Origin of the sequence: Antarcticimicrobium sp. (assembly GCF_029212575.1) — a bacterium.
Classification (GTDB): Bacteria; Pseudomonadota; Alphaproteobacteria; order Rhodobacterales; family Rhodobacteraceae; genus Antarcticimicrobium.
Genome location: NZ_JARGPK010000014.1, coordinates 1 through 21496 on the forward strand (window position 1 = coordinate 1; position 21496 = coordinate 21496).

General features: G+C 66.5%; 19 protein-coding genes. 10 read left to right on the forward strand and 9 right to left on the reverse strand.

What is annotated here, in order from left to right; genetic code table 11:
* Positions 1–456: ABC transporter permease (locus tag P1U75_RS02270; protein ID WP_300239283.1), on the reverse strand; the 456-nt coding region annotated here is incomplete at its 3' end.
* 93 nt (positions 457–549) lie between these two features.
* Positions 550–2253, reverse strand: coding sequence for a peptide ABC transporter substrate-binding protein (locus P1U75_RS02275; RefSeq protein WP_300239286.1), 1704 nt, complete (start codon positions 2251–2253; stop codon positions 550–552).
* A 270-nt stretch (positions 2254–2523) separates the two neighbouring features.
* On the opposite strand from P1U75_RS02275, the gene P1U75_RS02280 reads away from it, so the two are divergent.
* The 5 genes from P1U75_RS02280 to P1U75_RS02300 all read left to right on the forward strand — a co-directional run bounded on the left by P1U75_RS02280 (position 2524) and on the right by P1U75_RS02300 (position 9202).
* Positions 2524–4344 carry an ABC transporter ATP-binding protein gene (locus tag P1U75_RS02280; protein ID WP_300239289.1) on the forward strand — a complete coding sequence of 607 codons (1821 nt, stop codon included), beginning with the start codon at positions 2524–2526 and terminating at the stop codon, positions 4342–4344.
* Positions 4345–4352: 8 nt separating this feature from the next.
* Positions 4353–5525: an acetylornithine deacetylase gene (gene argE / locus P1U75_RS02285; protein ID WP_300239291.1), complete on the forward strand. Its 1173-nt coding sequence runs from the start codon at positions 4353–4355 to the stop codon at positions 5523–5525.
* Positions 5526–6692, forward strand: a complete 1167-nt coding sequence (locus P1U75_RS02290) for a M20 aminoacylase family protein (protein ID WP_300239293.1) — start codon at positions 5526–5528, stop codon at positions 6690–6692. It begins immediately after the preceding gene.
* A gap of 40 nt (positions 6693–6732) precedes the next feature.
* Positions 6733–7902 (forward strand): M20 aminoacylase family protein, encoded by a 1170-nt coding sequence (locus P1U75_RS02295; protein WP_300239295.1) that lies wholly within the window; start codon positions 6733–6735, stop codon positions 7900–7902.
* Positions 7903–8038: 136 nt separating this feature from the next.
* Entirely contained in the window at positions 8039–9202 is a 1164-nt protein-coding gene (locus tag P1U75_RS02300) for a M20 aminoacylase family protein (protein WP_300239298.1), read from the forward strand.
* Between the two features lie 109 nt (positions 9203–9311).
* Here the strand turns inward: P1U75_RS02300 and P1U75_RS02305 are convergent, their stop codons facing one another.
* Genes P1U75_RS02305 through moaA form a run of 3 tightly spaced genes read right to left on the reverse strand, consistent with a single transcriptional unit; the run spans position 9312 to position 12654 of the window.
* Positions 9312–10355, reverse strand: coding sequence for a glycosyltransferase family 4 protein (locus P1U75_RS02305; protein WP_300239301.1), 1044 nt, complete (start codon positions 10353–10355; stop codon positions 9312–9314).
* Positions 10348–11646: a 3-deoxy-D-manno-octulosonic acid transferase gene (locus P1U75_RS02310; protein WP_300239304.1), complete on the reverse strand. Its 1299-nt coding sequence runs from the start codon at positions 11644–11646 to the stop codon at positions 10348–10350. Before P1U75_RS02310 ends, P1U75_RS02305 begins: the two co-directional genes overlap by 8 nt.
* Positions 11647–12654, reverse strand: coding sequence for a GTP 3',8-cyclase MoaA (gene moaA / locus P1U75_RS02315; protein ID WP_300239306.1), 1008 nt, complete (start codon positions 12652–12654; stop codon positions 11647–11649).
* Between the two features lie 84 nt (positions 12655–12738).
* On the opposite strand from moaA, the gene P1U75_RS02320 reads away from it, so the two are divergent.
* Positions 12739–13191, forward strand: a complete 453-nt coding sequence (locus P1U75_RS02320) for a hypothetical protein (RefSeq protein ID WP_300239309.1) — start codon at positions 12739–12741, stop codon at positions 13189–13191.
* On the opposite strand, the gene P1U75_RS02325 is transcribed toward P1U75_RS02320, so the two are convergent.
* Entirely contained in the window at positions 13176–13880 is a 705-nt protein-coding gene (locus P1U75_RS02325; RefSeq protein WP_300239311.1) for a DNA alkylation repair protein, read from the reverse strand. The genes P1U75_RS02320 and P1U75_RS02325 overlap by 16 nt on opposite strands.
* 91 nt (positions 13881–13971) lie before the next feature.
* Between P1U75_RS02325 and P1U75_RS02330 the strand changes: the two genes are divergently transcribed.
* The gene (locus tag P1U75_RS02330) at positions 13972–14136 is read left to right on the forward strand and encodes a hypothetical protein (protein WP_300239313.1); all 165 of its coding nucleotides are present in this window, start codon (positions 13972–13974) and stop codon (positions 14134–14136) included.
* Between the two features lie 6 nt (positions 14137–14142).
* Positions 14143–14691, forward strand: coding sequence for an FkbM family methyltransferase (locus P1U75_RS02335; protein WP_300239315.1), 549 nt, complete (start codon positions 14143–14145; stop codon positions 14689–14691).
* 27 nt (positions 14692–14718) lie between these two features.
* On the opposite strand, the gene glmS is transcribed toward P1U75_RS02335, so the two are convergent.
* Positions 14719–16542 (reverse strand): glutamine--fructose-6-phosphate transaminase (isomerizing), encoded by a 1824-nt coding sequence (glmS, locus tag P1U75_RS02340; RefSeq protein ID WP_300239318.1) that lies wholly within the window; start codon positions 16540–16542, stop codon positions 14719–14721.
* Positions 16542–17897 (reverse strand): bifunctional UDP-N-acetylglucosamine diphosphorylase/glucosamine-1-phosphate N-acetyltransferase GlmU, encoded by a 1356-nt coding sequence (gene glmU / locus P1U75_RS02345; protein WP_300239320.1) that lies wholly within the window; start codon positions 17895–17897, stop codon positions 16542–16544. Before glmU ends, glmS begins: the two co-directional genes overlap by 1 nt.
* Before the next feature lie 131 nt (positions 17898–18028).
* On the opposite strand from glmU, the gene P1U75_RS02350 reads away from it, so the two are divergent.
* The gene (locus P1U75_RS02350; RefSeq protein ID WP_300239322.1) at positions 18029–18700 is read left to right on the forward strand and encodes an HAD-IA family hydrolase; all 672 of its coding nucleotides are present in this window, start codon (positions 18029–18031) and stop codon (positions 18698–18700) included.
* Here the strand turns inward: P1U75_RS02350 and P1U75_RS02355 are convergent.
* Entirely contained in the window at positions 18676–19980 is a 1305-nt protein-coding gene (locus tag P1U75_RS02355) for an MmgE/PrpD family protein (protein WP_300239324.1), read from the reverse strand. The genes P1U75_RS02350 and P1U75_RS02355 overlap by 25 nt on opposite strands.
* A gap of 129 nt (positions 19981–20109) precedes the next feature.
* Between P1U75_RS02355 and P1U75_RS02360 the strand changes: the two genes are divergently transcribed.
* A complete protein-coding gene (locus P1U75_RS02360; protein WP_300239326.1) occupies positions 20110–21309 on the forward strand; it encodes an aminotransferase class I/II-fold pyridoxal phosphate-dependent enzyme in 1200 nt (399 codons plus the stop codon).
* Positions 21310–21496: the final 187 nt, after the last annotated feature.

Below are 21496 nucleotides of genomic sequence, written 5' to 3' on the forward strand. Positions count from 1 at the left end.
GATGAAGGTGCCGGTCTGGTCGAACCAGGAATATTGCTTGTAGGCGGAATAGATGCCGATCGGGATCGCGATCAGGATGCCCACGATATAGGCGGTGCCGACCACCCAGAGGGTTTGCGGGATACGCTGGACCACGATGTCCATCACCGGGCTGCGGGTCTGCCACGAGATCACCCGCAGATCGCCCTCGGAGAAGGAACTGCCAAAGATCGCGTCGATCAGGACCTGCGGTTCGATCCAGAAGAATTGCACGATCCACTTCCAGAACCGGATATGCATCGGCTGGCCAAGGCCCAGCGCCTCGCGCATCTTTTCCTTCACCTCCGGCGGCACCGTCAGCGGCACCTGCGCCATCGGGTCGCCCGGCGCCAGTTCGAGGAGCAGGAAGATCACAAGACTGATGAACAAAAGCGTCGGGATCGCCAGAACCAATCGTCGTATCGTAAAGGTCAGCATTCAGGGCGCCTTTGCATCATGGTCTTTCGGTGTTTTGACGAGATAAACGCGCCCCGGCACGGGGCCGGGGCGCTATCGGATCGGTTCAGACCCTTACTTGATGCGGTACCAGTCCGCGATGTTCCACAGCTCGCTGTCCCAGGTGTTCAGAGCGACACCGCCGAGCGAGTTGGAATGCGCCGAGGTGCGGCCACGGTGCACCAGCGGGATCATCGCGCCGCCTTCGATCACCATGTCGTTGAGCTGCTTGGCGATCGCCGCGCGCTCACTCAGGCTGGCGGTCTGGCTCAGCTTCTTGTGCAGCGCGTCGTACTCCGGACGGCACCAGCGCGAGATGTTCTCACCCTGCCACTGGGTCTCGGGGCGCGGGGCCTTGTCGCACAGGGTGCTGCCCAGATAGGCCTGCGGATCGGCGCCGTTGAAGTTGTTGGCGTACATCTCGACGTCGGCATAGAACTTCTGGAAGGTGTCGGGCGAGCCCGGGTCACCGCCGAAGAAGACCGAGGCGTTGACGTTGCGCAGCTCGGACTCGATGCCGATCTCGCTCCACCACTGCTTTATCAGCGCCTGGAAATCCTGGCGCACGGCGTTGGTCGAGGTCTGGTACAGGATCTTCATCGGCATGCCGTCCGGGGTTTCCCGCACGCCGTCGCCGTTGCTGTCCTTGTACCCTGCTGCCTCAAGCATGGCCTTGGCGCCTTCGATGTCCTGGGTCGAGCAATCGAAGGTGGTCGAGGCATAGGCTTCCGGTGCCGGAACCCAGTTGCAGGTCACCTTGCCGGCCTTGCCATAGCCGACCTCGACCAGCAGCGGACGGTCGATGGCCATCGACATCGCCTTGTAAACCGCCGGATCGGTCAGGAAGGGATGCTCGTGCTTGGCGGTCGCGCGCTCGCCGTCGGGAAGGTCGGGCGACGGATCGGTCTGGTTCAGCATGATCCGCTCGACCAGCGTGCCGAAGGCCGAAACCGGAACACCCTTGCCGCCCTTTTCCATCTGCGCGATGACGTCGGGTGCCAGTTGCAGGTTCCAGGCATAGTCGAACTCGCCGGTTTCCATCACGGCGCGGCCGGCCGCGGTGGCATCGCCGCCGCCCTTGAACAGCAGCTTGGAGAAGGCCGGCTTGTTCGGATCGCGGTAGTTCGGGTTGGCCGACATGGTGATCACGTCGTTGGGGCGGAATTCATCCACCACATAGGCGCCGGTGCCGATCGGGCCGAAGTTGGCTTCGGTGCATTCCGGTGCCCTGGCCCCCAGGCATTCGGCGAATTGCGCGGCCTGAATGATCGGGCTCTCGGCGCCGACGAAGGGACCGTAGGGATAGGGCGTCGGTTCGTCGAAGGTGATGACCACGGTTGTGTCATCGGGCGTCTCGACACTGGTCACGCCCTCGAAATGGCGCAGCTGCGCACAGCCACCCTCAGGGTGGGTGCAGTATTCATAGGTGAACTTCACGTCGCCCGAGGTAAAGGCGGTGCCGTCCGACCATTTGATGCCCGGTGTGATCTTCCAGGTGATCTGTGTCAGGTCCTCGCTGACGCCGCCGTTCTCGACGGTCGGGATCTCGGTCACCAGGTAGGGCACCATCGCGCCCTTGGTGTCGAAACGGGCCAGGGGCTCCAGAACGATGGCCGAGGCTTCCTGTTCCTTGGTTCCGCCGGACAGATAGGGGTTCAGAATGGACGGCGCTTGCCAATAGATCAGGCTGACCTGGCCATCGGTTCCCCGTTCCGCCATAGCGGCCGGGGCCAGCGCCGCGGATGCGATCGCGCCGAGCAATAGGGCTTTCATCTTCATGTTACACTCCTTGTTGGACACTTCCGTGCCCCTTATTTTCCGCTTGAGATGCGGATGGCGATATGTCCGCCGCGCAGGACAACCGTTTGTTGCGTCGGGGATTTTTGTCCTCCCACGCAGATGAACCGACGGTCCGGGCAGCGAATACGCGACCATCGAAACAGAGTTTGCGAAAAAAGCAAGCCTTGCCGTGGGGAAAACATGCCGGGGGGGTTTGACACGCGCCCTGACGCCGCCTTAGCGTTCAGACCTCAACAAGGGGATGGCGCCGTGCTGGATAATCCGATTGCCCGGATCGAGGGGCTCAGGGTCTCGTTTGAAACCAAGGATGGCCCGGTCATCGGGGTCGAGGACGTCTCGTTCGAGATCGCGCCGGGCGAAACCGTCTGCATTGTCGGCGAATCCGGGTCCGGCAAATCGGTGTCCTCCCTGTCGCTGATGCGGCTGGTCGAGTTCGGCGGGGGTGAAATTGCCGCAGGGCGCCTGATTTTTGATCGCAAGGACGGCGGGAACCTCGATCTGGCCGGTGCCGGGCAGGATCTGATGCGCCATATCCGCGGCAATGAGATCGGCATGATCTTTCAGGAGCCGATGACGGCGCTGAACCCGGTCTTTACCGTGGGCCGCCAGCTGACCGAAGGCTTGCGGGTGCACATGGGCATGACCCGGTCCCAGGCCGAGGCCCGTGCGCTGGACCTGCTGCGCGAGGTTCGCATCCCCGAGCCGGAGCGGCGGTTGACCCAGTATCCGCACGAGCTTTCGGGCGGTATGCGCCAGCGGGTGGTCATCGCCATGGCGATGGCCTGCAAGCCACGCCTGCTGATCGCGGATGAGCCGACCACCGCGCTCGACGTGACGATCCAGGCCGAGATCCTGGCGTTGATGGACCGGCTGAAGCGGGAAACCGGCACCGCGGTGATGTTCATCACCCATGACATGGCGGTGGTGGCCCAGATGGCCGACCGCGTGGTGGTTATGTACCGCGGCAAGAAGGTCGAGGAGGGGCCGGTCGAGCAGATCTTCGAGGCCCCGCAGCACGATTATACCAAGGCGCTCTTGGCGGCTGTGCCCAAGCTGGGCGAGATGCGCGGCAAGGCGGCGCCGGAGCCGATGAAGCTGCTGGGGGTCGAGGGGCAGAACATCGCGCCGATCCCGGGCACGGACGAGCCGCTGCTTTCGGTCCGGGGGCTGACCACGCGGTTCCAGGTCAAGGGCGGGTTCTTCCGCCGCACGGTGGCCAATGTGCACGCGGTCGAGGATGTCTCCTTCACCGTCAACAAGGGCCAGACGCTGAGCCTGGTGGGCGAATCCGGCTGCGGCAAATCCACCTGCGGCCGCTCCGTGCTGCGGCTGGTGGAGCCGCTGGCGGGGCAGATCGAGCTTGCCGGCAAGGACATCATGGCGCTGAACGACCGCGATCTGCGCAAGGCGCGGCTCGACATGCAGATGATCTTTCAGGATCCCTTCGCCTCGCTCAATCCGCAGATGCAACTGCTGGACCAGGTGGCCGAACCGATGCGCAACTTTGGCATCGCCTCGGGGTCCGAGATCCAGGACCGGGTCGCCAACCTGTTCAAGCGGGTTCACCTGCCGCCCAGCTTCATGCGGCGCTACCCGCACGAGATGTCCGGCGGCCAGCGTCAGCGGATCGCCATCGCCCGCGCGCTGGCGCTGAACCCCAAGCTGATCGTCGCCGACGAGGCGGTCAGCGCGCTGGACGTCAGCGTGCAGGCGCAGGTCCTGAACCTGATGATGGAGCTTCAGGCCGAACTTGGGCTGTCCTATCTCTTCATCAGCCACGACATGGCGGTGGTCGAGCGCGTCAGCCACCACGTGGGCGTGATGTACCTTGGCCGGATCGTCGAGATGGGGCCGCGCGAGCGGGTGTTCGAGAACCCGCAGCACCCCTATACCCAGGCGCTGATGAAGGCGGTGCCGATCGCCGATCCGCGCCGTCGCAAGTCCGAGAAGGATCTGAATTTCAAACCGATCCCCTCGCCGATCCATCCGCTGGGCTACGCCCCCGAACCGTCACGCTACGACGAGGTGGAGCCGGGGCATTTCGTCCTGACCACCGACAGCGGCTATTGAGGGCACCTATGAGCGACCGTTTGACCCCGCGCGAGATCCTGGAAAAACTGGTCGGCTTTCCGACCGTCAGCCGCGATACCAACCTGCCACTGGTCGATTGGGTCGAGGAATACCTCGCCACCCACGGCATCACCGCGCACCGCTGGACCGATCCCGATCAACCGCACAAGGCGGCGCTGTTCGCCCATGTCGGCCCCTGGGAAGAGGGCGCGGTCGTGCTCTCGGGCCATACCGATGTGGTGCCCGTCGATGGCCAGCCCTGGACATCGGATCCCTTCACCCTGACCGAGCGTGACGGCAAGCTTTTCGGGCGCGGCACCACCGACATGAAGGGGTACGACGCGCTGTCGATCTGGGCTCTGGTCGAGGCGCAGGCGCGCGGGGTGGCGCGGCCTCTGCAACTGGCGCTGAGTTTCGACGAAGAGGTCGGCTGCACCGGCGCGCCGCCGATGATCCGGGCGATGCAGCCTGTTCTGCCCAAGGGCAGCGCGGTGATCGTCGGAGAACCGTCGACGATGCACGCGGTGACCGGCCACAAGGGCGGGCAGGGCTATTGGATCGACGTCTGGGGCTTCGAGGTGCACAGCTCGATCATGCACACCGGCGTCAACGCGATCATGGAGGCGGCGAAGATCATCGACTGGGCCAATGCCGTGAACGACGAGGAACGCGCGCGCCGGCCCTCGGATGTGGCGGCGATCTTCGATCCGCCCTGGACCACCCTGCACTGCGGCCTGATCGAGGGCGGAACCGCCGCCAATATCACCGCCAAGCACTGTCGCTTCGACCTGGGCTTCCGCGCCGTGCCCGATGCCGACATGGATGGGTGGCGGGCCATGATCCGCGACAAGATCGCCGAGGTCGAGGCCGGGATGAAGGCGGTGCACCCCGAGGCGCGGATCGACGTCGATGCCCGCTTTGCCGTGCCGGGTCTGAAACCCGAGGAGAACGGCGCGGCCGAGGCGCTGGCGCGCGCGCTGACCGGCGACAACGCCACCCATGTGGTCAGCTACGGCACCGAGGCCGGCCAGTTTCAGGAGGCAGGCTATTCGGCGGTGGTCTGCGGCCCCGGTGATATCGCCCAGGCGCACCAACCGGATGAATTCATCACCCTGGCCCAGTTCGCCGAGGGGCAGGATTTCATGGCGCGGCTGGTGGCCCGCCTGCAGCAGGAGGCCTAGATGCCGATCAAGAACCGCCTTGGCGAGATGCATGATGAGATCACCGGCTGGCGCCGCCATCTGCACGAAAATCCCGAGCTTTTGTACGAGGTGCACGAAACCGCTGCCTTCGTGGTCGAGCGGTTGAAGGAATTCGGCCTCACAGACATCACCCCCGGCATCGGCCGCACCGGGGTGGTCGCGGTGATCGAGGGGCGGACCAATACCTCGGGCCGGGTGATCGGGCTGCGCGCCGACATGGACGCGCTGCCGATCACCGAGGCCTCGGGCGTCGGCTATGCCTCGCAAACGCCGGGGGTGATGCATGCCTGCGGCCATGACGGGCATACCTCGATCCTGCTGGGGGTGGCGAAATACCTCTCCGAGACCCGCAATTTCGACGGCAAGGTGGTGCTGATCTTCCAACCGGCGGAAGAGGGCGGCGCCGGCGGCAAGGCGATGTGCGACGACGGGCTGATGGACCGCTGGGGCATTCAGGAGGTCTACGGGCTGCATAACATGCCCGGCCTGCCGGTGGGGCAGTTCGCCATCCGGCCCGGCCCGCTGCTGGCCTCGGCGGATGAGTTCGAGATCACCGTGACCGGCAAGGGTGGCCATGCCGCCGCCCCGCACGAGGCGATCGACACAACGCTGGTGGCCGCCCAGATCGTTGTTTCGCTGCAATCCATCGTCGCGCGCAACGTCAACCCGGTGAAACGGGTGGTGGTCACCGTCGGCACCTTCCAGACCGACAGCAATGCCTCGAACGTCATCGCCCACCAGGTCCGGATGAAGGGCACCGTGCGCACGCTCGATCCCGAGGAGCGGGCCGTGGCCGAGGCACGGGTCCGCCGGGTGGTGGAAAACACCGCCGCCGCCTTCGGGGCGCAGGCCGAGGTCACCTGGATCGAGGGTTACCCGGTCACCGTCAATGCCCCGCAGGAGACCCAGTACGCCGCCGATGCGGCGCGCGCGGTCTCGGACAACGTCAATGACGACACCGACCCGGTGATGCCGGCCGAGGATTTCTCTTTCATGCTGGAACAGCGGCCCGGCGCCTATATATTCCTTGGCAACGGCGACACGCCGATGTGCCACCACCCGGCCTATGTCTTCGATGACGAGGCGATCCCGCTGGGGTGCAGCTGGTTCGCCGAACTGGTCGAACGACGCATGCCGGCGGCGTAGGCGCCGCCTGCGCCACCGCATTTCGACAAGGACACCACCGATGCCGATCAAGAACCGCTTTGCCGAGCTTCTGCCCGAGATCGCCGCCTGGCGGCAGGACATTCACGCCCATCCCGAGATCGGCTTCGAGTTGGATCGTACCGCCCCGCTGGTGGCCGAGAAGCTGCGCGCGTTCGGCTGTGACGAGGTGGTGACCGGCATCGGCGGAACCGGCGTGGTCGGTGTGATCCGGGGGCGGACCGACAGCCGGGGCCATGTGATCGGGCTGCGCGGCGACATGGACGCGCTGCCGATCCATGAGGCCAGCGGCGCCGCCTATGCCTCGGAAAACCCCGGCGCGATGCATGCCTGCGGCCATGACGGCCATACCGCCATGCTGCTGGGGGCGGCGAAGTACCTCGCCGAGACCCGCAATTTCGATGGCACCGTGGTCCTGCTGTTCCAGCCGGCGGAGGAGTTGGGCAGCGGCGCCAAGGCGATGATCGACGACGGCGTGATGGACCGGTTCGGCGTCAAGGAGGTCTACGGCATGCACAACATGCCCGGCCTGCCGGTGGGCCAGTTCGCCATCCGCCCCGGCGCGCTGCTGGCGGCGACCGACGAGTTTTTCATCGAAGTGACTGGCCGCGGCGGCCATGCCGCCAAGCCGCACGAGGCGATCGACCCCACCGTCACCGCCAGCCAGATCATCCTTGCGCTGCAAAGCATCGTCAGCCGCAACGCCGACCCGGTGGCGCAGGGGGTGCTCTCAGTCACCTCGGTGCAGACATCGTCGACGGCCTACAACGTGATCCCGCAATCGGTGAAACTGCGCGGCACCGTGCGCACCCATTCACCGGAAATGCAGGACATGATCGAGGTCCGTCTGGGCGAGATGGCGCGCGGCATCGCCGCAGGCTTCGGGGCGCAGGCCGAGGTCACCTACCTGCGCCACGTGCCGATCACCATCAATGCCGAGGAACCCACAGCCTTTGCCACAGAGGTGGCCCAGGCGGTTTCCGGAGGCTGCGCCGAGGCGCCACTGATCATGGGGGGCGAGGATTTCGCCTATATGTTGCAGGAACGGCCCGGCGCCTTCATCTTCGTCGGCAATGGCGGCAGTGCCGCGCTGCACCACCCGGAGTATAATTTCGAGGACGAGGCGATCCCGGCCGGCTGCAGCTGGTTCGCCGAACTGGTCGAACGCCGGATGCCTACGGCGCTGGCTTAGCCTGCGCCGCCTGCGGACAGAGCGTGTTTTCGCAGAAAACATGCGGAACCCGTCACCCGGTGACGAAAACACGCCCCTCGGGGCGCGTGGAACAACAAGGGCGCCCCGAGGGCGCGAACAACAAGGAGTGTGACCCATGCCGGTCAAGAACCGCTTTGCCGAACTGCAGGACGAGATCACCGCCTGGCGGCGCGATCTGCACGAAAACCCCGAGATCCTGTTCGAAACCCACCGCACCAGCGCCGTGGTCGCCGAGAAGCTCAAGGACTTCGGCTGCGACGAGGTGGTCACCGGCATCGGCCGCACCGGCGTGGTCGGCTTGATCAAGGGCAAGCAGAACGGTTCGGGCAAGGTGATCGGGCTGCGCGCCGACATGGACGCGCTGCCGATCCTAGAGGCGACCGGCCTCGGCTATGCCTCCAAGACGCCGGGCGCGATGCATGCCTGCGGTCATGACGGCCATACCGCCATGCTGCTGGGCGCGGCCAGGTACCTGTCGGAGACGCGCAATTTCGACGGCACCGTGGTGGTGATCTTCCAGCCCGCCGAAGAGGGCGGCGGCGGCGGCAAGGAGATGTGCGACGACGGCATGATGGCGCGCTGGGGCATTCAGGAGGTCTACGGCATGCACAACTGGCCGGGCCTGCCCACCGGCAGCTTCGCCATCCGTCCCGGCGCCTTTTTCGCCGCCACCGACCAGTTCGACATCCATTTCGAGGGCAAGGGCGGCCATGCCGCCAAGCCGCAGGAAACCGTCGACACCACCGTGATGGCGGCGCAGGCGGTGACTGCGCTGCAGACCATCGCCAGCCGCAACGCCGACCCGGTCGATCAGGTCGTGGTCTCGGTCACCTCGTTCGAGACCTCGTCGAACGCCTTCAACGTGATTCCGCAGAAAGTGCACCTGAAGGGCACCGTGCGCACCATGAGCCACGCCATGCGCGACCTGGCCGAGACCCGCATCAAGGAGATCTGCACCGGCGTCGCCGCCACCTTTGGCGGCAGTGTTTCGGTGGACTATCACCGCGGCTACCCGGTGATGGTGAACTCCGAGGAGCAGACCGAATTCGCCGCCGAGGTGGCGCGCAAGGTCTCGGGCCAATGCAGTGACGCGCCGCTGGTGATGGGGGGTGAGGATTTCGCCTTCATGCTCGAGGAACGCCCCGGCGCCTATATCCTGGTCGGCAACGGCGACACCGCGATGGTGCACCACCCGGAATACAACTTCAACGACGAGGCGATCCCGGCGGGATGTTCCTGGTGGGCGGAAATCGTCGAAAGCCGCATGCCGGCCGCCTGACCGCCGGGCGCGGAGGGGGCTCTGCCCCCCGCGCTGCGCGCGCCCCCCGGAGTATTTGACACGAGAAGAAGAGGGCGGGCTTCGGCTCCGTCCCCGTTTCATTGCGGTGTCAGCCCTCCGCCCAGAGCGCCTGGTAAACCGCCTCGATCCCCTCGGCCTCGGCGCGGGCGCTGAAATCGGCCTCGGCGATCTCGCGCGTGGCCAGGCGCATCGCGGCGTGGCGATCAGGATCGGTCAGCAGCGCGCGGGCGGCCTGCGCGGCGGCGTTGGCGGCCTCCTGCGCCACTATGACGCCGGCGCGCCCCTGGGCGGCAAAGGCGCGGTAATAGCCAGCCTCGCTGGCGACGAAGGGCACGCCGCTGGCCATCCCCTCCAGCGGCACCATGCCGTAGCCCTCGTAGCGCGGCAGTTGCACCACCAGCGAGAGCGCGCGCATCAGCGCCGGCAGATCGGCGGCGGGCACCTCGCCGGGGAAGAGAATGCGATCGGCAAGCCTGGCCTCGGCAACCTGTGCCTTCAAGCCGTCGAGAAACCCCTGATGCTCGCGCGCGGCGCGGCCCAGCACCAGCGCCACGGCGCCGGGCAGATCGGGCAAGAGGCGTAGCATCGCCTGCACGAAGAGGTCGGTGCCCTTCTCCGGGCGGATGCGGCCGACGGTGGCGATCCCCGTGGTGCCGCCGAAACCCTGCGCCGCCCAGGCGGCCATGCGATCCCCGGCGGGCGCGAAGAGATCGGTATCCACCCCGTGCGGCACCACCGCGCGCACATGGGGCACGAAACCGGCGGCCGCCTCGGTGGTGGCGATGACGGCGTCCATGCGGCTGATCAGCCAGCGCGGCAGCGCCGAATGCCGCCGTATCGCGGCTGAAGTAAAGACGATGCGAATGGGCAGGCGCAGCACATCACGGGCAAAGAGCGCCGCGCGCATCTCGGCGTTGCGGCGCACATGCCAGATGGCAAAGGGGCGGCCCGGCGGAACCCGGCGCGACAGGGCGCGGGCCTTTGCAACCGGGATCGGCTCCGGGCAGCCGGGCAGGGGGCGGCCCACCAGCTCCATTTCATGGCTCTTCACCTGCTGCCGGATCACGTTGGCGGCGGTGGCCGAGACCCCGGTGAAATTGCGGTTGAAGTTGGTGACGAACAGCTCAGCCAAGGCCCGCCCCCAGGTCCAGTGCGGCACAGAGCCGGTCCATCAGCCCCTCCAGCGCGTCGTCCCCGCGCCGCGAGAGGGAGCGCGCCCCGTCCTGTGCCGCCGCGAGCCGCGCGGGGTGATCCAGCCAATCCGCCACCGTCGCCGCTAGGGTCGCGGCATCGCGCACCTCGACGAGCCCGCCCGCCGCCCGCAGGGCCTCATACCCCGCGCGGGCGTTGTCCAGATGCGGGCCGGTGATCAGCGGCACCCCGAACTGCGCCGGCTCATGCGGGTTGTGGCCGCCCTTGTCGACCAGCGAGGCGCCGAGAAAGGCGAAGGGGGCAAGGGTATACCAGGCCCCGGTCTCGCCCAGCGTATCGGCGAGGTAGACCTGGGTATTCGCCCCGATCTCCTTGCCCCGGCTGCGCCTGGCGCAGGAAAAGCCGCCCCTCTCGATCAGCGCCGCCACCGCATCGCCGCGCTCGGGATGGCGCGGCGCGATCAGCAGCAGCAGGTCGGGGCGGTCGCCCAGCAATTGCCGGTGCGCCGCCAGCACGACCTCTTCCTCGCCCGTATGGGTCGAGGCGGCCAGCCAGACCGGTCGCGCCCCGATCTGCGCGCGCAGCGCCGCGACGGTCTGCGCATCCACCGGCGGCGGCGCTGAGGTGGTCTTGAGGTTCACCCCCACCGCGACCCGGTCCTCGGGGGCGCCGAGGGCGACAAGGTCCCCGGCGGTCGCCCGCGTCTGCGCCATCAGCAGGGCGAAATGGCAAAACAGGAACTGAGCGGTCACCGGCCGTTTCTTCCACCCGGCGACGGATTTCGCCGACAGCCGCGCGTTGATCAGCGCCAGCGGCACGCCGCGATTCGCGGCTTCGACGATCATCAGCGGCCAGATCTCGCTTTCCACGAAAAGCGCGGCATCGGGTCGCCAATGGTCGAGGAACCGACCGACAGGCCCCGGCGCATCCATCACCGCGAACTGGTGGCGGCACCGTGGCGGCATCCGCTTTTCGATCAGCTCGGCCGAGGTTGCGGTGCCCGAGGTGATCAGGAACGCCGCCCGCGGCAGGCGCTCCCCCAGCTTCGCGATCAGGGACAGCACAGACAGGCTTTCGCCGACGCTGGCGGCATGGAACCAGATCAACGGGCCATCGGGGCGGGGCAGGGTGGCACGGCCCAGCCGTTCGCGCGCGCGTTCCGCGTCCACCCCATGCGCGCGCAGCTTGCGCGCCATCACCCGCCAGGCCAGCGGCTGAATCAACGGCGTGACGGCGCGATAGAGCCGGAACAGCGCCGGGGGCGAGGGCATTCAGCCGCCCGTATGGCTCATGTGGCGCGACATCTGCCCATCGGGACGCTGGCGGGAATAGTCGAAATCATGGCCCTTGGGCTTGTGCGAGATCGCGGCGCGGATCGCCTGTTCCAGCGCAGCGTCGCTGTCGGGATGATCGCGCAAGGGCGCGCGCAGATCCGCCATGTCCTCTTGCCCCAGGCACATGTAAAGCTCGCCGGTGCAGGTCAGGCGCACGCGGTTGCAGCTTTCGCAGAAGTTATGCGACAGCGGCGTGATGAAGCCGATCTTCTGGCCGGTCTCCTCCAGCCGCACATAGCGTGCCGGTCCGCCGGTGCGCTCGGCCAGGTCGGTGACGGTGTAATGCTGCGCGTAACGCGCCCGCACGTCCTTGAGCGACCAGTATTGATCCAGCCGGTCCTCGTTGCCGATGTCGCCCATCGGCATCACCTCGATCCAGGTCAGGTCGATGTCGCGTTCGGCGCACCATTCGGTGATGCGCGGCAGCTCGTCCTCGTTGACGCCCTTCAGCGCCACCGCGTTGAGCTTCACCCGCAGCCCGGCGTTTTGCGCCGCGTCGATGCCGCGCAGCACCTGCGGCAGCCGCCCCCAGCGGGTGATCTCGGCGAATTTCGCCTCGTCCAGCGTGTCGAGCGAGATGTTCACGCGGCGCACGCCGGCATCGTACAGATCCTGCGCAAAGCGTTCGAGTTGCGATCCGTTGGTGGTCAGCGTCAGCTCTTTCAGTGCGCCGCTGTCCAGGTGCCGGGTCATCGACCGGAAAAACGTCATGATTTCGCGCCGCACCAGCGGCTCGCCGCCGGTGATGCGCAGTTTCTCGACCCCGAGATGCACGAAGGTCGAACACATGCGGTCCAGCTCCTCCAGCGTCAGCAGCTCTTTCTTGGGCAGAAAGGTCATGTTCTCCGACATGCAGTAGACGCAGCGGAAATCGCACCGGTCGGTGACGGAGACGCGCAGGTAGGTGATCGCGCGCGCGAAGGGGTCGATCAGAGGGGCGTTCATGCGTCATAGGTAAAGCGCCGCCGACCCCGCGACAAGAGGGTTTGGCACTGGCAGGGCGCCCGGCATCGGGATAGGGTCGCGCCCATGAGACATCTGGCGATCCTTTCCCTTGTCCTCGTGACCGGCTGCACGCAGGTGAGCGGCGTTGTCGATACCGTGCGCGGCGGTCTCGGTGGCCTTGGAATGTCCACTACGCGGCAAGCGGAGGAGGCGCCCCCGCTGCCCCCCGCCGCCGATTCCGTTCCGGACGAACCGCCGGTCGCCGTCGTGCCGCAGGCCGCCGATGGCGGGCTTGGCCGGACAGTGGTCGGGCTGGGCGATCCGGGCAAGACCGGGCTCTGGCTGGAAACGCCGCTGGTCACGGCGGGTGGCCGCGGGCGCGTGGTCTGGCCGACCACCGGGCGCTGGGTCGCGGTGGCGCTGATCCCGGCCGATGGCGCGGTCACCGCGGGCAGCCGGCTGTCGCTGGAGGCGTTCCGCATCCTCGGCGCGCCGCTGACCGATCTCATCGAGGTCGAGGTCTACGCCGAAGGCTGATCCGCGCCGGGCGTCCCGGTCAGGTATTTCGCCGCTTCCTTGCGGGCAAAGGGCTTCATCCCGTCGCCATGCGCGGCCAGAAACGCCCGCACGCGCTCCGGGTCATGCTTGCTCAACTCGCGCAGCCACCAGGCCACCGCCTTTTGAATGAACCAGTTGGGGTCGGTGACATAGCCCGCCGCCCAGCCGAGGATGCGGTCGCGTTGCTCCAGTTCCGCCGGTTTCGGATGGTTCTGCTTGGTCCAGGGCAGGGTGGCGACCAGCGCGGCGCGGCGGGTCCACATATGGTCTGACCGGGTCCAGCCCTCGACCGCGTCCAGCCGCGCGGGATCGGCCACCAGCCGCTTCTGCGCTGCCATGCAGGCGTGATCGGCGATCGCCCAGCTGTCGAATTCCGGAACCCAGCTTTGGATCAGCGCCCAGACCGCATCGTCGGGGCGAATGCGCGCCAGGGTCAGGAGTTTCGCCGCCGCCAGCCGGCCCTCGAATATATCGCTGCGCCACAGCGCGGCAGAGAGCGCCACCCGTTCAGCCAGCGAAAGGCTTTGCCGCCAGCCCTTGGTCAGATCGTTGAGCGCCGGATTGGGCACCCCGAGGTAGCGGCGCGCAGCCTTGTGATAGGCTTTCATGCCAGCCGCACGCCCGGGGTCGGCATGGACTTCGATCTGGGCCAGGTAGGAAGAGAACATGGCGCGTCCTTTCTTTGCGGAACCATAGGTTCGGCTGTTGTTGCATAAAAGGGGATGCTAATCAGGACCAGACTTGCAAAGGGGGGCAATGATGCGCGTGATGGATCGGATTGAACGGGCGGCGAAACGCACGGTCGCCCGGAGCTGGCTAAAGTACCTCAGTGCATCCAACCTCGAGTTCTTGATCCAGGGGCATGGCCCGATCGATCTGATCGTGCATGTCGGGGCCCATTTGGGCCAGGAAGCTGCATTCTAAGAATCCTTGGGCGCCAACGCCGTTCTGTGGATCGAGGCCGATCCGGATACCTATTCTATCTTGACCGAGGCGCTGTCCGCACGCGCTGGACCCACGCGCCACCTGACGGAGAACGCGCTGGTTTCTGCCTCCAGTGGCCGACCGATGCGCTTTCATCGCTTCAATGGCGACGGTGGGTCGTCTTCGGTCCACACCGCGACGGATGCCCTGCTCGAGAGATTTCCGCATGTGCACGAAAGCGGAGAGGTGATCGAAATCGTGCCGTGCACCCTGCCGGAGATCCTGGCCCGGCATGGGCTGCAAATCGCGGCGGCATCCAGGGCGATGCTGACGGTGGATGTTCAGGGACACGAACTCGAGGTGCTGAAGGGGTGCGGAGAAGCGTTGAGGCTCTTCTCCCTGTGCGAGTGCGAGGTCAGCCGTGTCCAACTGTACGATGGTGGCGCACTGTTCCCCGACGTCGATGCGTTTCTTCAGTCAAGGGGGTTCAAGCCCGCTTCACACCTGCCTATGCAGGTGCCGCGGCATGGCAACGTTCTGTACGTTCGCGACTGAATTTCGTACGGACCAGGCTCCGCGGGATCACTCCACCGTCACCGATTTCGCCAGGTTGCGGGGCTGGTCCACGTCGGTGCCCTTGGCGACGGCGGTATGATAGGCCAGCAATTGCGCCGGCACCGCATAGAGGATCGGCGCCAGAACCGGTGTCACCTCCGGCATCGCCACCGAAAGCCAGACCCCGTCGCCCGCCCCCTTCAGCCCGGCGGCATCGGAGATCAGCAGCACCTTGCCCTCGCGCGCCATCACCTCCTGCATGTTCGACACCGTCTTGTCGAACAGCGGATCCATCGGCGCCATCATCACCACCGGAACGCTGGAATCGATCAGGGCAATCGGGCCGTGCTTCAACTCTCCGGACGCATAACCTTCAGCGTGTATATAGCTGATTTCCTTGAGTTTCAGCGCACCCTCAAGGGCGAGGGGGAACATCAGGCCACGGCCCAGGAACAGCACGTCATGCGCGGTACTCAACTGCTGCGCCGCCGCCCGCAGGCCGTCGTTGCGGTCCAGCGCGCTGTTGATCAACTGCGGTACTCCCCGCAGCGCCGAGATCTGATCGGCCAGCGCCTCGGGCGTCATCTCGCCGCGATCCGCCGCCGCCTTGAGCGCCAGGATCAAGAGCACCGTCAACTGGCAGGTAAAGGCCTTGGTCGAGGCGACGCCGATCTCGACCCCGGCATGGATCGGCAGCGCCAGGTCGCTTTCGCGCGCGATCGAGCTTTCCGGCACGTTGACCACCGAAACGATGCGATCCGCCTTGTCCCGGCAATAGCGCAGCGCCGCCAGCGTGTCGGCGGTTTCGCCCGACTGGCTGACAAAGATCGCGACGGTGCCTCCGGGCAGGGGCGGTTCGCGATAGCGGAACTCGCTGGCGATATCGACCTCGACCGGGATCCGCGCCAGCTGTTCGAACCAGTATTTCGCCGTCAGGCAGGCGTAGTAGGCGGTGCCGCAAGCCACCAGGGTGAGCCGCTGCACCTTGGAGAAGTCGAGCCCGTCGCCCGGCAGCCGCACGGAGTCCTCGTCAACGGGCAGGTAATGGCGGATGGTCTCGCCGACCACCGCCGGCTGCTCGGCGATTTCCTTGGCCATGAAGTGCTTGTGCCCGGCCTTGTCGATGCGGGTCGTGTCGATCTGGATGGTCTTGACGGGGCGGTTGGCCAGCGCCCCGCCGGTGTCGCGGATTTCCAGAGAGGTCCGGGTGAGGATGGCCTTGTCGCCCTCTTCCAGATAGGTGATGCGGTCGGTGAAGGGCGACAGGGCGATGGCGTCGGAGCCCACGTACATCTCGCCGGTGCCGTGGCCGATGGCCAGTGGCGAGCCTTTGCGCGCGGCGACGATCAGGTCGTCCTCGCCGTCGAACAGGAAGGCCAGCGCAAAGGCGCCTTCAAGCCTCTCGATGGTTTTCAGCGCCGCCTCGACCGGGGGTAAGCCAGTCCGCAGTTCGCGTTCGGCCATAAGCGCGATGGTCTCGGTGTCGGTATCGGTCTCGAACCCGATGCCGTCCCCGGCCAGTTCCGCGCGCAGCTCGCGGAAATTCTCGATGATCCCGTTGTGTACCACGGCCACCGCTCCGGCCCGGTGCGGGTGGGCGTTGTTGACGGTCGGCGCGCCGTGAGTGGCCCAGCGGGTGTGGCCAATGCCGGATTTGCCCGCCAGCGGCTCATGCACCAGCAGATCGCCGAGATTGACCAGCTTGCCCACCGCTCGCCGACGGTCCAGCACGCCGTCGTTTATGGTCGCGATTCCGGCGCTGTCATAGCCGCGATATTCCAGCCGTTTCAGCGCCTCCACAAGGATCGGCGCGGCTTCATGGCTACCCAGGACCCCGACAATTCCGCACATCAATCGGCCTCCCGCTGCTGCTTTTCTTTCCGAGCCTTTAATAAATCGAACAATTTGCGGGCCCGGCCCGGTTTGTTCTGCTGCGGCGCGCGGGCCAGGGCGAGCGCGTTATCCTCGACGTTGCGGGTGATCACCGAACCGCTCGCCGTCATCGCGCCGGAACCGACCCTGACCGGGGCCACCAGCATGGTGTTCGACCCGATGAAGGCACCCTTGCCGATCTCGGTCCGGTGTTTCATCACCCCGTCGTAATTGCAGGTGATGGTGCCGGCGCCGATGTTGCTGCCGGGGCCGATGCTGGCGTCACCGATGTAGCTCAGGTGGTTCACCTTGGCGCCCTCGGCGATCTCGGCGTTCTTGATTTCGACGAAATTGCCGACGCGCACATCCTCGGCCAGTTCCGCGCCGGGGCGCAGCCTTGCATAGGGGCCGACAACCGCGCCGCGGCTGACATGACAGCCCTCCAGATGCGAAAAGGCGCGGATCGTGGCGCCGCTCTCCACCGTCACGCCGGGTCCGAAGACCACGTTGGGCTCGATCAGCGAGTCGCGGCCGATCACCGTGTCAAAGGCCAGGTGCACCGTGTCCGGCGCGGTCATGGTGACCCCGGCCTCCAGCAGATCCGCGCGCGCCCGGGCCTGGAACACCGCCTCGGCCCCGGCCAGGTCGGCGCGGGAGTTGATGCCCATCGTCTCGGCCTCGTCGCAGGCCACGGCGGTGACCGAAAGGCCCCGCGCGCGCGCCAGTTCGACCACGTCGGTCAGGTAGTATTCGCCCGAGGCGTTATCATTGCCGACCTGCGCGATCAGGTCGAACAGGGTTTGCGCATCACAGGCCATAAGCCCGCTGTTGCAAAAGCTTATGGCGCGTTCTTCCTCGGTGGCATCCTTGTATTCGACGATGCGGTCCAAATGCTCGCCCGCCATCACCAGCCGTCCGTAGCGGGCCGGGTCGGCGGCGTGAAAGCCCAGGATCACCACGTCATTCTGCGCCCGCGCGGCCAGCATCCGTTCCAGCGTGTCGGGGCGCACGAAGGGGGTGTCGCCGTAGAGCACGACCACATCGCCGGCGAACCCCTCCAGCGCCGCGCGGGCCTGATCAACCGCATGCGCGGTGCCCTGCTGGTCGTGCTGGATCACCACTTGGGCCGTCTCGTCGATCTGCTGAACGGCATCTTTTACCGCATCGGCCCCGTGCCCGGCGACGATGACGGTGCGCGCGGGCTCCAGCGCCGCGCCGCTTTGCATCGCGTGGGCCAACATCGGCGCCTGTCCGATCGGGTGCAGAACCTTGGGAAGGTCGGATTTCATCCTCGTGCCTTTTCCGGCGGCGAGGATGACAAGGGCAATGGGCATTGCGTTTTCTCTTTGTCTTTTGCTCCGGCCCGTTTTATCCGCTGCGGGCGGCAGCGCAACAGTTGGCGTGATCAAACAAGGTTGCGGGCTGCAACAGGGGCGGGCGGAAACACGCCGAAAGGGAACAGGGCATGCGCACGGTAATCTTCGATCTGGACGGGACGCTTGCCGATACCTCGGGTGATCTGATCGCGGCGGCCAATGCCTGTTTCCGGAAGATGGGGGTTGGCGACGTGCTTGATCCCGGTGCCGACCAAGGCGTTGCGCTGCGTGGCGGCAAGCGGATGCTGACCGTGGGGCTGGAGCGGCTGGGGCGGTATGACGCCGAGACGGTCGAGGCCTATTATCCGGTGCTGCTGGAGGCCTACGCCGAGGATATCGACCGGCGCACCGTGCTCTATCCCGGCGCGATGGCGGCGGTGTCGGAGCTGGGCGCAGCGGGCTATGGCGTCGGCATTTGCACCAACAAGCCCGAGGGGCTGGCCGATCTGCTGTTGCGGCGCCTGGGCGTGCGCGATGCTTTCGCCGCGCTGGTGGGCGCCGACACGCTTTCGGTGCGCAAACCCGATCCCGAACCGCTGCGCGAGGCCGCCCGGCGCGCCGGGGGCGATCCCGCGAAAACCCTGCTGGTGGGCGATTCCGATACCGATCGCAACACCGCCCTTGCCGCCGGTGTGCCCTCGGTTCTGGTGACCTTCGGTCCCTCCGGCGCCGACATGGCAGCGCTGGCGCCCGAGGCGCTGCTGGATAGGTTCGAGGATCTGCCGGGCCTGGTGGCTCAGTTGATCGGCGCGAACAGCTGATCGGTCAGCGGGGCGAGCCCGGTTTTGTCCAGTTTTGACAGGGCGTCTTCGATGGCGCGGGCGCGGTCGCGTCCCAGAACCGGGTCGGCCAGATCGTGGAACTTGGCCCGCAATTCTTCCTCGGTCGGGGGATCGGTGTGATCCCAGCGCGGGGTAACCCAGCCGCCTTGCACCTCGCGCCCGTCACGCAGCGCCAGTGTGACGCGGGCGAAGCGGCGCAGCGGAAATTCGGCATTCGGAAAGTCGGCCTCGCGCAGGATCATCCCGCGCGACAGCCGTAGGACTTCGGGGTCGGTCAGGGCCTCGTCCGCCAGATGCTCGGGGCGGATCTCTCCATGCACCATGGCCAGCGCGGCGGGGTAGGAGGTGGAATATTGCGCCTCGTCCGAGGATTTCGGTTCGGTCATCGCCAGGCGGACGGATTCGTGAAAGGTTTCGACCTCGATCCGCGCCACCTGATCCGGGGTCAGGCCATGGGCGCGGCGCAACGCCAACACCGCTTCTACCGGGGCGTGGGCCCAGCGGCAGACCGGGTAGGGTTTGAAATACTGTTCCAGGATCGCCCAGCGGGTGCCAAGGTCGCGCCAGTATTCCGGCGCGTCCTCGACCGTCACGGCCGGCGCGCCGGTGAACCCCTTTTGCGCCAGCAGCGCGGCCGATACCCCGGCCATCGAGCCCCAGCCGGAGCCGTCCTTGACCATGGTGGGGTGGTCGTTACAGCGCATCATCTGGCTGCGCGGGCCGTGGTATTCGGCGATGCCGAGCGCGTGGCGGGTCTGGTCGCGGTCCAGGGCCAGAAGCCGCGCGGCGGCGGCCGCCGCCGTCACCGCCCCCCAGCTGCCGGAGGTGTGATAGTCGGGCACCGTGGCGTGCTGCGCCTCGGCCGCGCGGGCGCCGAATTCGTAGCCCATTGCAATGCTGGTCAGGAATTCGGCGCCGTTGGCGCCGGCCCGGTGCGCGGCGGCCAGCGCGGCGGGAAACAGGGAACAGCCGATATGGCCCTTGGACGGGTTGTAGCCGTCATGCCCGTCCAGCGCGTCGATCGTCATGCCGCCGGCCAGCGCCACCCCCGGCAGGCTGGCGCGGCGGTGGTCGAACAGCATCGGCGCATCGCCACCGAAATCTTCGGCGGCGTGGTCGCGGATGATCGCGCTCAACCTTGTGCCGTGGCCACCGGCGGCGATGCCGATCAGGTCCAGAACGCACATCCGGGCCCGCGTGCGCACCTCGGGCGGCAGGTCGCGCCAGGACAATCCGTGGATCAGGTCGAGCGGTGTCATGCGCTCAGGCTAGGGCGGGGTCCCCCGGTTTCTGTCCCGTTTGCGACCTGTTGCCGCCATTGTTCCAACCCCGGTGATTTCGACGCCCGGGATATTGACCGCGCTGCGCCGTCGGCTCACAAACACCGCATGAGCGAGACATTCAAAGGCAGTTTCACCCAGCAAGAGCCGATCCCGGAAGAGGGGATCGAGGCGGCGCTTGCGGTGCTGCGCCATGGCCGGCTGCATCGCTACAACGTGACCGAGGGCGAGGTGAGCGAGGCGTCGCTGCTGGAACAGGAGTTCGCCGCGCAGATAGGGGCGAAATACTGTCTCGCGGTGACGTCGGGCGGCTATGCGCTCTCCACGGCGCTGCGGGCGGTGGGGGTAAGGCCGGGCGAAAGGGTGTTGTCCAACGCCTTTACCCTTGCCCCGGTGCCCGGCGCGATCGCCGCGATCGGAGCACAGCCGGTTTTCGTCGGAGTGACGGAGGATCTGACCATCGACCTCGACGATCTGGCGGCCAAGGCAGGTCAGGCGCGCGTGCTGCTGCTCAGCCACATGCGCGGGCATATCTGCGACATGGATCGGCTGATGCAGATCTGCACCGCCGCCGGGGTGACGGTGATCGAGGATTGCGCCCATACCATGGGCGCGGCCTGGAACGCTGTGCCCTCGGGGCGGCACGGGCTGGTGGGCTGCTCTTCCTGCCAGACCTACAAGCATGTGAACTCGGGCGAAGGCGGGCTGCTGGTCACCGACGATGAAGAGGTCGCCGCGCGGGCGGTGATCCTGTCGGGCTCCTACATGCTTTACGAACGCCACCTCGCCGCGCCCGGCCCCGAGGTCTTCGAGCGGGTCAAATACGATACCCCGAACATCTCTGGCCGGATGGACAACCTGCGCGCCGCGATCCTGAGGCCGCAGTTGCGCGCGCTCAATGCCCAAGTGGCGCGCTGGAACGAACGCTACGCGGTGCTGGAGGCCGGGCTGCGCAATACGCCCGGCCTGACGGTGATCGACCGGCCCAAGGCCGAAACCCCTGTCGGGTCGTCGTTTCAGTTTCTCCTGCTCGACTGGCCGGAGGACAAGATCGGGGCGGTGCTGCGGCGCTGCGCGGTGCGCGGGGTCGAGCTGAAATGGTTCGGCGCGGCCGAGCCTCAGGGTTTCACCTCGCGTTATGACAGCTGGCGCTATGCGCCGTCTGCGGCCATGCCAAAGACCGACCGGATCCTTGTCGGCATATTGGACATGCGGGTGCCGCTGACCTTCAGCCTTGAGGATTGCGCGACGATCGCGCGGATCATCCGTGCCGAGGTAAGTGGCGTATTTCAGGAACACTTGCCGTAAAACCGATACGTAACCCTTGATTTGGGTGCGCTGGTTGTGCGCAAATTTGCAGCGTAGTTGCCTTGCGGTGCTGTTATCTAGTGGTGTTTTGTCGTTCCCGGTTTTCGCGAATGTGTGCGGAAACCGCCGCAGGGTCGTTGTAAAATCAATTAAATGTTGACTGACCTGTGCATCGGCAACCTATAGT